The organism is Azospirillum sp. B506 (assembly GCF_000333595.1).
Lineage (GTDB): Bacteria > Pseudomonadota > Alphaproteobacteria > Azospirillales > Azospirillaceae > Azospirillum.
Window position 1 is genome coordinate 1 of sequence record NZ_BADK01001005.1, and the last position, 15,185, is coordinate 15,185.

4 protein-coding genes are annotated in these 15,185 nt (G+C 70.5%); 3 read left to right on the plus strand and 1 reads right to left on the minus strand.

All coding sequences use genetic code 11. From position 1 onward, the window contains the following. Positions 1 to 4,698 (plus strand): non-ribosomal peptide synthetase (locus I71_RS31095; protein ID WP_042703453.1); only part of this gene is annotated, 4,698 nt, incomplete at its 5' end. 95 nt (positions 4,699 to 4,793) lie between these two features. Here I71_RS31095 and I71_RS31100 read toward each other — a convergent pair. Then, complete coding sequence (locus tag I71_RS31100; protein ID WP_042703455.1) at positions 4,794 to 6,449, minus strand: cyclic peptide export ABC transporter; 1,656 nt, start codon at positions 6,447 to 6,449, stop codon at positions 4,794 to 4,796. A 262-nt stretch (positions 6,450 to 6,711) separates the two neighbouring features. Here I71_RS31100 and I71_RS31105 point away from each other — a divergent pair, with 262 nt between their 5' ends. Continuing rightward, positions 6,712 to 7,719 (plus strand): FecR family protein, encoded by a 1,008-nt coding sequence (locus tag I71_RS31105; protein WP_042703457.1) that lies wholly within the window; start codon positions 6,712 to 6,714, stop codon positions 7,717 to 7,719. A gap of 171 nt (positions 7,720 to 7,890) precedes the next feature. Further along, the coding region (locus I71_RS31110) for a non-ribosomal peptide synthetase (protein WP_042703459.1) at positions 7,891 to 15,185 on the plus strand (7,295 nt) is incomplete at its 3' end.

Genomic DNA, 15,185 nt, shown 5'->3' on the forward strand with positions numbered 1-15,185 from the left:
CCCCGCGCGAGTCTTCGAACCCAGACCCTGGAGGCGCTCGCCCGCGCCGCCCGCAGCGACGCCGGCACCGTGCCGGCCGCCGACCAAGGCCCCGTCACCGGCACGCTGGCGCTGACGCCGATCCAGCGCTGGTTCTTCGCGGAGCCGATCCCCAACCGCAGCCATTGGAACCAGTCCGTCCTGCTGCGCCTGCGCCGGCCGGTCGATCCGGCCCTGCTGGAGCGGGCGCTGACCGCCCTGGTCAGCCACCACGACGCCCTGCGGCTGGTCTTCGCCGCCGACGGAACTGCCCGGCATTTGCCGCCCGAAGCGGTGCCGGCGCTGCTGTGGCAGCGCACCGCCGCCGATGCGGCGGCGCAGGAGCAGCTGTGCGAGCAGGCACAGCGCAGCCTGGACCTGGAGCATGGCCCGCTGCTGCGCGCCCTGCTGGTGGAGCGCAGCGATGACGGCGGGCAGCGCCTGCTGCTGGCGATCCATCATCTGGTGGTGGACGGGGTGTCCTGGCGCGTTCTGCTGGAGGATCTGCAACTGGCCTGCGCCCAGCTGGAGCGGGGCGGGCCGGTGGCGCTGCCGGCCAAGACCGCGTCCTTCCAGTCCTGGGGCGAGGCCCTGCGCACTCATGCCGCCAGCGATGCGCTGAAGGCTGAGCTGTCCTGGTGGCGCGACAGCTTGAAGGATGCACCGGTCGGCCTGCCGGGCGTGGCCGAGCCGGTTTCCGCCGAGGCGCTGACGGTGGCGAGATCGGCGGTGGCGCGGACGCGGCTGGATGCGGAGTGGACGAAGCGTCTGCTGTCGTCGGCACCGGCGGCCTACCGGACGCGGGTGAACGACCTGCTGCTGACGGCACTGGCGCGGGTTCTGTGCCGCTGGAGCGGTGCTGCGTCGGCGCTGGTGCAGCTTGAGGGGCATGGCCGCGAGGAGTTGGGGACGGGTCTGGACGTCAGCCGCAGCGTCGGCTGGTTCACCACCGCCTATCCGGTGCATCTGCACCCCGGCGGGGAACCCGGCGCGGCGATCATGGCGGTGAAGGAACAGCTGCGCGCGGTGCCGGGCAACGGGCTTGGCTACGGCGTGCTGCGCCATCTCGGCGACGCGGAGAGCCGGGCGGTGCTGAGTGCGCTGCCCGAGGCGCGGGTGACCTTCAACTATCTCGGCCAGTTCGACGGCAGCTTCGATGCCGACGCCCGCTTCCTGCCCGCCGACGAGCCGGCGGGCGCCCGCCTCGATCCCGGCGCGCCGCTGGGCAATTGGCTGGGCATCGACGGCCGGGTCTATGACGGCGAACTGGTGTTCGATTGGAGCTACAGCCGCGCGGTGCTGTCGCCGTCGGTGGTCGATGGTCTGGCGTCCGACTATGAGGAGGAGCTGCGGTCGCTGGTGGCGCAATGCGAGGCGTCGGCCGGTGGACTGACGCCGTCGGACGTGCCCTTGGCCGGTCTGACGCAGGCGCAGTTGGACGCGCTGGCCCTGCCGGCGCGGGAGCTGGAGGACCTCTATCCGCTGAGCCCAATGCAGCAGGGCATGCTGTTCCACGCGCTGGAAGGTGCCGCGGAGGGGACAACCCCCTATGTGACGCAGTTGGCGGTCGATGTGGAGGGTCTGGAGGAGGAGCGCTTCGCCGCCGCCTGGGGCTGGGTGACGGCGCGTCACGCCGTTCTGCGCACCGGTTTCCTGTGGGGTGGCGATCTGGCCGCTCCGTTGCAGGCGGTGTGGGGACGGGTGGACGACGCGGTGTCGGTGCTGGACTGGCGCGACCGCGGCGCCGGACTGGACGAGGCCCTGCGCGGGCTGGAGCGGGAGGAACGGGCGCGCGGCTTCGACCTTGCCCGCCCGCCGCTTCAGCGGGTTGTGCTGGTGCGGCTGGGGGCAGGGCGGCACCGTCTGATCTGGACCAGCCATCACCTGCTGCTGGACGGCTGGAGCAGTGCACGCCTGGTGGGCGAGGCGCTCAGCCATTACCGGGGGGGTGACATCCCCGCCGCGGCGGGCCGCTACCGCGATTACATCGCATGGTTGGCCCGGCAGGATGGGGCGTCGTCGGAGCGGTTCTGGCGCGGGCGGTTGTCCGGTCTGGAGGCGCCGACGCTGCTGGCGTCCTGCCTGCCCTGCCGCAACCCGCAGGGCGGACACGGCGTGGTGCGCACCCGGCTGGATGCGGCGGCGACGCGGCGGTTGCAGGCCTTCGCGCAGGCGCAGCGGGTGACGCTGAACACGCTGGTGCAGGGGGCATGGGCGCTTCTACTGCGCCGCTACAGCGGTCAGGAGACGGTGGCGTTCGGGGCGACGGTGTCGGGCCGTCCGGCGGACCTCGCCGGTGTCGAGGAAACGCTGGGGCTGTTCATCAACACGCTGCCGGTGGTGGAGCGTCCGCCGGCGGACGCGGGAGTGGGCGATTGGCTGCGCGGGCTGCAGCAGCGGAATCTGGAGCTGCGCGAGCATGAGCACACGCCGCTGCACGAGGTGCAGCGCTGGGCCGCGGCCGATCTCGGAACCACCGGCGGTGAGCGCGCCCTGTTCGACAGCATCGTCGTCTTCGAGAATTATCCCGTCGACGAGGCGCTGAAGACCCAGACCGACGACAGGTTGCGCTTCGGCTTCGCCGAAACCGTCGACGATACCCACTATGCGATGACCTTGACGGTTCGGGCCGGCGAAAACCTGGATCTGGGCTTCGGCTACCGGCGCGACCGTTTCGATCCCGGCCCGGTGCGGGAGCTGTCCGAGCTGTTCGCCGGTCTGCTGGACCGCATGGCGTCCGATGCGGAAATCCCTGTCGGCGCACTGGACCTGCTGGAGGGCGAGCGCCGCCGCCGGTGTCTGGAGGAGTGGAGCGGCCGGACCGGGCCGACCCTTCCATCCTGGTCCGGCATGCGCCTGCATCGGCTGATCGAGGCCCAGGTCCAGCGCACCCCGGACGCGACCGCCCTGGTCCATCCGGACGGCAGCCTGACCTATGGAGCGCTGAACGCCCGCGCCAACCGTCTGGCCCGCCTGCTGCGCGCGGAGGGGATCGGGCCGGACAGCCGGGTCGCCATCGCGCTGGACCGTTCGCCGGAGCTGGTGGTCGCCATCCTGGCGGTTCTGAAGGCCGGCGCCGCCTATTTGCCGCTGGACCCCGGCTATCCGCCGCAGCGTCTGGCCTACATGCTGGAGGATGGCGGTGCGTCGCTGCTGCTGACCTCGCAGGCAGTGCAGGGCGGCATCCCCTGGCCCGCCGGTCTGCCGATGGTCCGTCTCGATGCCGACCTGGACCGGATGGCGGCCTTCGCCGACGGCGACCTTCAGCCGTCCGATACGTCCACTGCGTCTCCCGACGACTTGATCTACCTGATCTATACCTCCGGCTCGACCGGCCGGCCCAAGGGTGCCGGCGTGACGCAGGCCGGCTTCATGAACCTGATGCGCTGGTATTGCGATCATGTCGGCTTCGACAGCGATAGCCGTCTGCTGCTGATGAGTTCGCATGCCTTCGACCTGACGCAGAAGAACCTGTTCGCGCCGCTGCTGACCGGCGGACAGCTGCACATGGCGGGCGACGGCTACGACCCCCAGCAGCTTCTGGACTGGATCGCCCGGCACGGCATCACCGCGCTGAACGCCACCCCCAGCACCTTCCAACCGCTGGTGGCGCTGGAGCGGGACGGCGAACTGGAATCCCTGCGCGACGTGGTGCTGGGCGGCGAGCCGATCCGCACCGACGCGCTGCGCCCCTGGCTGGTCCGGCGCCGGGAAGCGAAACCACGCATCCACAACAGCTACGGCCCCACCGAATGCGCGGATGTCGTCGCCTTCCATCGCTGGGACGGCATCGCCGCCGATATCCCGACCGGGCGGCCGGTGCCCGGCCTCCGCCTTTATATCCTTGACGGCTTCGGCGATCCGGTGCCGCCGGGCGTGGCGGGCGAGCTGCACATCGGCGGCATCGGCGTCGGGCGCGGCTATCACCGGCAGCCAGGCCTGACCGCCGACCGCTTCGTCCCCGATTCCTTCGGCGAGCCGGGCGGTCGGCTCTACCGCAGCGGCGACCTCGCCCGCCATCGCGAGGATGGCGTGATCGAGTATCTCGGCCGCATCGACCAGCAGGTGAAGATCCGTGGCCTGCGCATCGAACTCGGCGAGATCGAGGAGGCGCTGCGGGCGGAACCGGTGGTGCGCGAGGCGGCAGTCGCCGCGGTCGCCGGTCCCGGCGGCGGTCAGCTCTGCGCCTACATCGTTCCCGCCGCGCAGGAGGACGGGCAGGGCGACGCGCTCTGGCCGCAACTGCGCCGGCGGTTGGCGGAGCGGCTGCCCGACCATATGGTCCCCACCCTGTGGGTCCGTCTCGACCGGCTGCCGCTGACGCCGAGCGGCAAGCTCGACCGTCGGGCGCTGCCCCAGCCCGAGCTGCGGCAGCGGACCCATGTGGCCCCCTCCACCGACCTGGAGCGCCGGCTTGCGGCGCTGTGGGAGGAGCTGCTGCGGGTGGAGCGGGTCGGCCTGGACGACGACTTCTTCGCGTTGGGCGGCCATTCGCTGCTGGCGGTCCAACTGATCGCCCGTCTGCGCCGCGACTTCGGGGTCGCGCTGTCTCCCGGCCAGATCTTCGGCAACGCCACCCTGCGCGCCCTGGCCGCCCATGTCGGCGAGCGTCCGGCCGCCCCCGATCCCGGCAAGCTGTCGCGGATGAGCGCGCTGATGGACATGCTGGAAGCCGGCTGACCGGCCGGCGCGGGCAAGGCAAAGGGGGCGTGCCCGTCCGGGCGCCCCCCCCTTTCTCCTGTCCGCTCTTTTTCCGTCGCTCCGCGCCGGCGGCGTCACAGCGCCGGCTGGCGATCCTCCACCACCTTGCCGGCGGTCAGCCGCAGCAGATGGTCGGCGACGTCGAAATAGCGGTCGTCGTGCGAGATGACGATGATGGTCTTGCCCATCGCCTTCAGGCTGGGCAGCAGTTCGGTGTAGAAGATCCGACGGAAGGTCGGGTCCTGGTCGGCCGCCCATTCGTCGAACACCAGCACCGGCCGCTTCTCCGTCCAGGCCTGGAGCAGGGCCAACCGCTTGCGCTGGCCGGTGGACAGGTCGGTGGTGCTGAACACCCCGTCCACCACGCTGACCTTGTGGGCGATCTCCAGCCGTTCCAGATAGGCCTGGGCGTCCTCCGGCACGCTCTCGCTTGCCTGGATCAGATCGTCGAACAGGAAATAATCGGCGAAGATGGTGGTGAACAGCTGCCGGTAGTCGTCGCGCGTCTCCGGCGTCACCGCCCGGCCGTCCAGCAGGATCTGCCCGTCGTGCGGCGGGTAGAGGCCGAGCAGCATCTTGATCAGCGTGGTCTTGCCGCAGCCATTCTCGCCGACGATGAACAGGATCTCGCCACGGCCGACCCGCAGCGACACCGGACCGAGCACGAAGGGCTCCACGTCCGGGCCGGCCGGCGGATAGACGTAGCGGGCGTCGCGCAGCTCCAGCCGGTCGATGGTGGCGGGCGGGCCGGCCTCCTCCTTCATCAGCAGATGCGGCTCCGGCGAGGCGAATTCCGCCGACAGCTCCGCGATGCGGCGGAAGGCGACCTGGGCGCGGCTGACGATGGGCAGCGTGCCGATCAGATGCTCCAGCGGACCCTTCATGTAGAGCAGCACAAGGATGAAGCCGCTCAGCGTCCCGCGGTCGGTGCTGGGCCACAGCACCTCGACGCCCAGCGCCACCCCGATGACGATGAAGAACAGCGTCGACCCGAAGCCCTTGGCGATGACGAAGAGGTTGATCGAGCGGATCTGGATGTCGCAGATGCGGTCGATGGTGCCGCGCAGCGCCTCGCCCTGCAGCCGCAGCCGGCGCGGGCGGTTGATGCGCAGCTCCTTCGCCCCTTCGGCGAGCGAGCGGTAGTGCTTCTGTAACTCGTCCTCGTGGGCGCGCGCCTCGTTGAAGCCGTCGATGCCGCGGACGCGCGCCACATACTGCACCGCGCTGCCGATCAGGATGGCGGCGGCGGTCGCCAGGAACATCGGCCAGGACAGCATGGCCAGATAGCCCAGGCTGCCCAGCGTGACGCTGAGCGAGACCGCCAGCGGCGCGAAGGCGAAGGCGAAGTCGCTGATGGTGTCGACGTCGTGGGTCAGCACCGGAATCAGGCGGTGGCTGCGATAGCGCTCCAGCTGGTCGATGGGGGCCGTCAGGATGCGGTCGCCCAGATCCTTGCGCAGCCGGGCGATGACCTTCTGTCCGATCCGGTTGGTGCCGATGTCGGACAGCACCGATCCGGCGAGCGCCAGGGCGCACAGGCCGGCGAAGGCGAGCAACACGCCGGCGCCGGGGCTTTCCTCGGCATGCAGGATGCGGTTGATGGTGGCCAGCAGGCCGGTCACGCTCAGCCCGCCCAGCACCCCCAGCAGGGTGGCGGCGGTCAGAAGCGGCCAGAAGGGGCGGAGGAGCTGGAGCAGAGCGGCGAGACTGGAGCGGGGTGGCGTCGGCATCGGGTTTCCTGCAGGACTGGAGCGAAGGCGGCCGGCACCACACTGCCACCCAGAAGGCGGTTGCGTGCGGCCGTCCTGACTAGGACGAACGAGCGGGGCGAAACTGAAATCGCTGCCGCGGAAAGTCGCAGCCGCCGCGGCAGACATGGACTTTCCCCGATCGGATGGCTCGCCTACAGTCGATCCCGCCGGGCCCGCCTTGCGATCCCGCCCCCGCATGCCCTATAGCTGCCGAACGCCTTCCGGAGTCGAGCACGCCCGTATGCCTCCGTCACATCCCTCCGACGACGACCGCGTGACCGAAGAGGCGGCGGACTGGTGCCTGCGCCTGCAAGCGTCCGATGTCAGCGACGCCGACCGCGCCGCCTTCGAACGCTGGTGCCTGGCCGATCCACGCCATCTGGCCGAATTCGACGCGATGCGGGAGATCTGGGGTCTGTCCGCCTCACTCCGCCCGCGGGCGACCATCGATCCCGAGAGGACCGCACCGCCGCATCCGGTGGACGGGGCGACATCGGTCGCCGTTATCCGGAACCCGTCGCGCCGCCGCCGCTTCGCGATGGCGGCCTGCATCGCAGCGGCCCTGGCCGCCTGCTGGCCGGTCGGTTGGTCGGTCGGCCTGCTGCCGGGGCGGGTCGCTCTCTTTCTCGGCAGCGACCGGCACCGCATGGTCGAATTGCCGGACGGCTCCGCCGTCGACCTGAACGTCCACACCACCTTGTACTTTGCCCAGTTCCGCGATCGGCGCAGCGTCCTGATGGACCATGGCGAGGCCTATTTCGCGGTCGCGCACGATGCCGGACGTCCCTTCACCGTCCACACGGCCGGCCATCAGGTCCGAGTGACGGGAACCAGGTTCAACGTCTGGGCCAATGACGGCGATCTTTCGGTGACGCTGACCGAAGGGTCGGTCACGGTGGCGTCCGCCACGGCGCCGGGGGGAGAACCCTTGCGGCTGACGCCAGGGCAGCAGGGCCGTTTTGCCCGTGATGCCTTGTTCGGCAGCATTGCGCGCGTCGATCCACAGCGGGTCCTGTCCTGGCGCGAGGGCAGGCTGGAGTTCGACAACATCACGCTCGCCGAAGCGGTCCCGCTGTTGAACCCCTATCTGTCGCGGCCGTTGCGGCTGGCCGACCGCAAGGTCGGGGCGATGCGCATCGGCGGCGTGTATGACGTTGCCGATCTCGACCGCGTGGCGGAGTCTCTTCCGCGTGTGTTGCCGGTGACGCTGTTCCCCAGGGATGGCGAACTGCTGGTGTCGGCCCGCTGACACCGGCCATTCCTTGCCGGCGGGGTAAATCCGGCCATCCCTTCTTCGTCACTACTGGAGACCGCGGCGCACCCGATGTGCGGCCGCGCACAGTCCGGCCGTTCCCGTAGTCCTCAGCGGACCCCTGGCGGCCGGATCAGCGTCAAGCCAGCCGGCGATGGGAAAATCCAGATGGTTGCTCAAGACTCCGTGGACCTGGTCCGCCGCTTCATCGGTCTGCCGTTGGAAAAGCGCAAACTGTTCTGGCGCGCCATGCGCGACGAGGCGGTGGACCTTTCGCTGCTGCCGATTCCGGCGGATCTCGCCCCCGCCACGGAGGCGCCGCTGTCCCATGCCCAGCGTCGGATGTGGGCCTTGTGGACGCTTGACCCGGCAAGCGGGGCCAGCAACATCTTCAGCGCGACGCGCCTGACCGGAAACCTCGACCCTGCCGCCCTGTCCCGCGCCTTCGCGCTTCTGCTGCGCCGCCATGCCGCCTTGCGGACGGTGTTTCGCCAGGGCGACGGCGAGCCGATGCAGACCATCCTCGGCGATGCGGACTTCCGGCTGGTCACCGACGATCTCTGCCATCTGCCGGCGGACGAGCGGGAGCGAGCCGCCCGCCGCCTGATCGAGGAGGAGGTCCAGGCCCCCTTCGATCTGGAGACCGGCCCGCTCCTGCGCGCGCGTCTCGTCCGGCTGGCGGAGCGCGATCACCGGCTGCTGGTGACGATGCACCACATCGCCTCGGACGGCTGGTCGATGGCCGTGCTGATCCGGGAATTCGCCGAGCTTTACCGCGCCATCCGGCAGGGCGGGCGGATCGACCTGCCGCCGCCGCCGATCCGCTACGCCGATTATGCCCTGTGGCAGAAGAACATGCTGGAGGCGGGCGAGGCGGAGCGGCAACTCGCCTACTGGGTCGGCAGGCTGGGCGGCGAGCGGGTGCCGCTGGAGTTGCCGGCCGACCGGCCGCGGCCGCCCAGGCAGAGCCACAACGGCGCCGTCCTGCGCTTCACTCTCGATGCTGAACTGGCGGGAAAGCTGCGCGTCGTCGCCCGCGAGCGGGACGTCACGCCCTTCATGCTGCTGTTGTCGGCCTTCTCGCTGCTTCTCCATCGCCACAGCGGGCAGAGCGACATCGCCATCGGTGTGCCGGTCGCCAATCGTGACCGGGCGGAATGCGAGGGGGTGGTCGGCTTCTTCGTCAACACGCAGGTTCTCCGCCTGCGCATCGACGGCCGCGACCGCGTCGCCGACCTGCTCGATCATGTCCGGCAAACGGCGCTGGAAGCCCAGGCGCATCAGGATCTTCCCTTCGAACAGCTGCTGGAGGCGCTGAAGCTGGAGCGCAGCCTCAGCTACAATCCGCTGTTCCAGGTGATGTTCAACCACCAGCGTCGTGACGCCCGCTCCACCGCCACGATGGACGGTCTGCGGGTGGAACCGATGGCGCTCGACAGCGCCGTCGCCAGCTACGACCTGACCCTCGACACCGTCGAGGAGGAGGGCGGCGGGATCGAAGCCTGCTTCACCTACGCGACCGATCTCTACGATTATGACCGGATCGACCGGCTGCGCCGCCATTTCGAGACTCTTCTGTGCGGTCTGGTTGCGGATGCCGGGCGTCGTGTCGGGGATGTTCCGTTGCTGACGGTGGAGGAAGAGGCGCAGTTCGCCGCCTGGAACGCGCCGTTGCCGGTGGATCCCTTCGAGCCGGTTCACCAGCGCATTGCCGCCCAGGCCGCCGCCCTGGCGGACCGGCCGGCGGTGGTCGATGGTGGTGAGGGAGCGATCCTCAGCTTCGCGATGCTCGACCGCCGGGCCAACGCCCTGGCCCATCGGCTGGCGGCGGCCGGCGTCGGGCCGGAGGTCCGCGTCGGCGTCGCCCTGCCGCGCGGCCCTGCCATGATCATTGCCCTGCTGGCGGTGCTCAAGGCCGGCGGCGCCTATGTGCCGCTCGACGCCGCCTATCCGCGCGAGCGCCTCGCCTACCTGATCGGGGATGCCGGCATCGCCCTGCTGCTGACCGACGGCAGCCTTGCCGGGCGCCTGCCGCTGCCCGACGGACTGCCCAGCCTGCTGCTCGACCGCCTGCCGGACGGGGAAGAGGCCGCTGCCCCGCCTGCGGTGGCGGTGCTGCCGGATAGCCTCGCCTATGTCATCTACACCTCCGGCTCCACCGGCCTGCCCAAGGGTGTGGCGGTGGCGCATGGGCCGCTCGCCATGCATTGCCGGGCCATCGGCGCCCTCTACGCCATGACGCGGGAGGACTGCGAGCTGCACTTCATGTCCTTCGCCTTCGACGGCGCGCATGAACGCTGGCTGACCGCGCTGACCCATGGCAGCCGCCTGCTGGTCCGTGACGACAGCTTGTGGACGCCGGAACAGACCTACGAGGCGCTGCACCGGCACGGCGTGACGGTGGCGGCCTTCCCGCCGGTCTATCTGCAGCAGTTGGCCGAGCATGCCGGGCGCGAACTGGCGGAACGCGGCACCGCGCCGCCGCCGGTGCGGGTCTATTGCTTCGGCGGCGACGCGGTGGGTGATGCGGCGTTCGAGCTGGTCAAGGCGGCGCTGCGGCCGGAGCACATCATCAACGGCTATGGCCCGACCGAGACGGTGGTGACGCCGCTGATCTGGAAGGCCGGGCGGGAAGACCGCTGCGGTGCGGCCTATGCGCCGATCGGTCTGCGGGTGGGCGACCGCAGCACCCATGTCCTGGACGGCGACCTGAACCCGGTTCCGCTTGGGGTGGTCGGCGAGCTTTATCTGGGCGGGTCCGGGTTGGCGCGGGGCTACCTGAACCGCTCCGGCCTGACGGCGGAGCGCTTCGTCGCCGATCCCTTCTCGGGCGACGGCGGTCGCCTCTACCGCACCGGCGACCTTGTGCGCCAGCGGGCGGACGGGGTCATCGAGTATGTCGGGCGCATCGACCATCAGGTGAAGATCCGCGGCTTCCGCATCGAGCTTGGCGAGGTCGAGGCCCGTTTGCGGGCGCAGGACGGCGTGCGCGAGGCGGCGGTGGTCGCCCGCGACGGCGGTTCCGGCAAGCGGCTGGTCGGCTATGTCGTGCCGGCGGTTCAGGCGGAGGACGGCTTCGCCGAGCGGCTGCGCGCCGGCCTGAAGGCGGCGCTGCCGGACTACATGGTCCCGGCCCACATCGTGGTCCTGGAGCGCCTGCCGCTGACGCCCAACGGCAAGCTCGACCGCAAGGCGCTGCCGGAGCCGGAGGTTGCCTCCACATCGGCACAGGTTGCACCGCGCAGCGAGGCCGAGCGCGCCCTGGCGGTGCTGTGGTGCGAGCTGCTGCGGCTGGACAGCGTCGGTGTCACCGACAACTTCTTCGAGCTGGGCGGCGACTCCATCCTGTCCATCCAGCTGGTCAGCCGGGCACGCCGCCATGGCCTGACCTTCACCCCGCGCGACGTCTTCGAACACCAGACCCTGGAGGCGCTCGCCCGCGCCGCCCGCAGCGACGCCGGCACCGTGCCGGCCGCCGACCAAGGCCCCGTCACCGGCACGCTGGCGCTGACGCCGATCCAGCGCTGGTTCTTCGCGGAGCCGATCCCCAACCGCAGCCATTGGAACCAGTCCGTCCTGCTGCGCCTGCGCCGGCCGGTCGATCCGGCCCTGCTGGAGCGGGCGCTGACCGCCCTGGTCAGCCACCACGACGCCCTGCGGCTGGTCTTCGCCGCCGACGGAACTGCCCGGCATTTGCCGCCCGAAGCGGTGCCGGCGCTGCTGTGGCAGCGCACCGCCGCCGATGCGGCGGCGCAGGAGCAGCTGTGCGAGCAGGCACAGCGCAGCCTGGACCTGGAGCATGGCCCGCTGCTGCGCGCCCTGCTGGTGGAGCGCAGCGATGACGGCGGGCAGCGCCTGCTGCTGGCGATCCATCATCTGGTGGTGGACGGGGTGTCCTGGCGCGTTCTGCTGGAGGATCTGCAACTGGCCTGCGCCCAGCTGGAGCGGGGCGGGCCGGTGGCGCTGCCGGCCAAGACCGCGTCCTTCCAGTCCTGGGGCGAGGCCCTGCGCACTCATGCCGCCAGCGATGCGCTGAAGGCTGAGCTGTCCTGGTGGCGCGACAGCTTGAAGGATGCACCGGTCGGCCTGCCGGGCGTGGCCGAGCCGGTTTCCGCCGAGGCGCTGACGGTGGCGAGATCGGCGGTGGCGCGGACGCGGCTGGATGCGGAGTGGACGAAGCGTCTGCTGTCGTCGGCACCGGCGGCCTACCGGACGCGGGTGAACGACCTGCTGCTGACGGCACTGGTGCGGGTTCTGTGCCGCTGGAGCGGTGCTGCGTCGGCGCTGGTGCAGCTTGAGGGGCATGGCCGCGAAGAGTTGGGGACGGGTCTGGACGTCAGCCGCAGCGTCGGCTGGTTCACCACCGCCTATCCGGTGCATCTGCACCCCGGCGGGGAGCCCGGCGCGGCGATCATGGCGGTGAAGGAACAGCTGCGCGCGGTGCCGGGCAACGGGCTTGGCTACGGCGTGCTGCGCCATCTCGGCGACGCGGAGAGCCGGGCGGTGCTGAGTGCGCTGCCCGAAGCACGGGTGACCTTCAACTATCTCGGCCAGTTCGACGGCAGCTTCGATGCCGACGCCCGCTTCGTACCGGCCGACGAGCCGGCAGGCAGCAGCCAGGATGCCGATGCTCCCTTGGGCAACTGGCTGACGCTGAACGGTCAGGTCCACAACGGCGAACTGGCGTTCGACTGGAGTTACAGCCGGTCGGTCCTGTCGCCGTCGGTGGTCGATGGTCTGGCGTCCGACTATGCGGAGGAGCTGCGGTCGCTGGTGGCGCAGTGTGAGGCGTCGGCCGGCGGGCTGACGCCGTCGGACGTGCCCTTGGCCGGTCTGACGCAGGCGCAGCTGGACACGCTGGCCCTGCCGGCGCGGGAGCTGGAGGATCTCTATCCGCTGACGCCGATGCAGCAGGGCATGCTGTTCCACGCGCTCTACGAGCCGGGGGGAGACGCCTACATCAACCAGATGCGGGTGGATGTCGAGGGGCTGGACGTGGCCCGCTTCCACGCGGCGTGGCAGGGGGCGGTCGATGCCCATGACAGCCTGCGCGCCGGCTTCCTGTGGGAGGGGCTTGACCAGCCGTTGCAGGCGATCCGCCGCAAGGCGGCGGTGCCGCTGCGGCTGGAGGACCGGTGCGACGAGGCGGAGTCTGCCGAGCGTCTGGCCGAACGCCTGGAGTCTCTCGCGGCGGCGGAGCGGAGGGCCGGCTTCGACCTCGCGTCGCCGCCACTGTTGCGTCTGGCGGTGGTGCGCACGGGGGACGACCGCCATCATGTGATCCTGACCAGCCACCACATCCTGCTCGACGGCTGGAGCAGCTCGCAGCTTCTGGGGGAGGTGCTCCAGCGCTATGCCGGCCACGCCCCGGCGGCGCATGGCGCGCGGTTCCGCGACCATGTGGCGTGGTTGCAGGGCCGCGACCGGGGGGCTGCGGAGGCCTTCTGGCGCGCCCGAACCGCGGAACTCGACCAGCCAACGAGGATCGCCACGGTCGGCGGGCAGCCGGATGCAACCCAAGGGCACGGCACTCTCGAACTGGCCTTCGACGAGGGGGAAACCACGAGGTTGATCCACTTCGCCCGTCAAGCTCAGGTCACGCTCAACACGCTGGTCCAGGCGGCTTGGCTTCTTCTTCTGCACCGCCGGACCGGGCAGGCGACGGTTGCGGCGGGTGTCACGGTTTCCGGGCGTCCGGCCGAAGTGCCGGGCATCGAGCGGCAGGTCGGCCTGTTCATCAACACGCTGCCGCTGGTCGGCACGCCGCACCCGGCCCTGACCGTTTCGCAGTGGTTGAGTGGGGTCCAGTCCCACAACCTTGTGATGCGGGAGCATGAACACACGCCGCTGTCCGATATCCAGCGCTGGTCTGGCCATGGCGGTGAGATGCTGTTCGACAGCCTGCTGGTCTTCGAGAATTACCCACTGTCGGATGCGCTCGGCCGTGGCGACACCGCCGGCCTGCGCTTCGGCGTTCCGCGCAACCATGAACTCACCAGCGTTCCGCTGACCCTGCTGATGGGAGCGGGAGAGCGGCTGACGTTGACCTTCAGCCATTGGCGGGATCGGATCGGGGACGATGAGGTTCGGCACATCGCCGGCCAGATCCGTGGGCTTCTGTTGGCCCTTGCCGGGGATGCGGGGCGCCGGCTGGGCGAACTCGGCCTGCTCGACGAGGAGGGGTGGCGGAGCTTCGCCAGTTGGAACGCATCCCGTGACGACAGCCTGATGGCCGGTCCGCTGGTTCCGGACCTGATCGCGGAGCAGGCCGCACGCCAAGGGGAGCGCCCGGCGCTGAGTTTTGGCGAGCGGACGCTGAGCTATGCCGCGCTTGAGGCGCAGGCGAACCGTCTGGCCCACCGGCTTCAGGCGCTCGGCGTCGGGCCGGAGGTGACGGTTGGCGTCGCCGCCGAGCGTTCGCTGGAACTGGTCGTCGGCCTGCTGGCGGTGATGAAGGCCGGCGGCGTCTATCTGCCGCTCGATCCCGAGCTGCCGCCGGCCCGTCTCAAGGCGATGGCCACGGATGGCGGCATCGCGCTGCTGCTCACCCAGAGCCACCTTGCAGACGGGCTGAAGGACGGGGTGTTGCCCGAAGCGGTCCGCCTGTTGCTGCTCGATGCCGAGGATACCGCGAAGGACACCGGCGCTCAGCCGGACAGCCCGCCGGCATCGGGTCTGCGTCCGGACAATCTCGCCTATCTGATCTACACCTCCGGCTCGACCGGGACGCCCAAGGGGGCGGGCAACAGCCATGGCGCCCTGCTGAATCGGCTGGCCTGGATGCAGAAGGCCTACCGGCTGGCTCCGGGCGACCGGGTTCTGCAGAAGACGCCCTTCGGCTTCGACGTCTCGGTCTGGGAGTTTTTCTGGCCGCTGATGGTGGGGGCACATCTTGTTGTGGCGGCGCCCGGTGAACATCGCGACGCGGCGCGGCTGGTGGCGCTGATCCGCGAGCAGTCCATCGACACGCTACATTTCGTGCCGTCGATGCTGCAGGCCTTCCTGGAGGAGCCGGGGGTGGAGGCGTGCGTCAGCCTGCGCCGGGTGGTGTGCAGCGGCGAGGCTCTGCCGGCGGCGCTGCGGGACCGGCTGTTCGCCCGTCTGCCGGCTGTCGGCCTTTACAACCTCTATGGCCCGACCGAGGCGGCCATCGACGTCAGCCATTGGACTTGCGGGGCGGGGGAGGGCGGCGCGGGCGGCGGGGTGCCGATCGGGGTGGCGATCGACAATCTGCGGCTTTACGTGCTGGACGACAGCCTGAACCCGCTTCCGGCTGGNGCGGTGGGCGAGCTTTACATCGCCGGTGCGGGGCTGGCGCGCGGCTATCACCGGCGGGCGGGTCTGACGGCGGAGCGTTTCGTCGCCGATCCGTTCTCGACGGACGGCGGGCGGATGTACCGGACGGGCGATCTGGCGCGGCGGCGCGGCGACNGGGTGATCGAGTATGCCGGTCGCATCGACCA

Coding starts and splice junctions, on each gene's coding strand:
- I71_RS31100 (WP_042703455.1), bottom strand. CDS start 6,449: ATGCCGACGCCACCCCGCTCCAGTCTCGCCGCTCTGCTCCAGCTCCTC.
- I71_RS31105 (WP_042703457.1), top strand. CDS start 6,712: ATGCCTCCGTCACATCCCTCCGACGACGACCGCGTGACCGAAGAGGCG.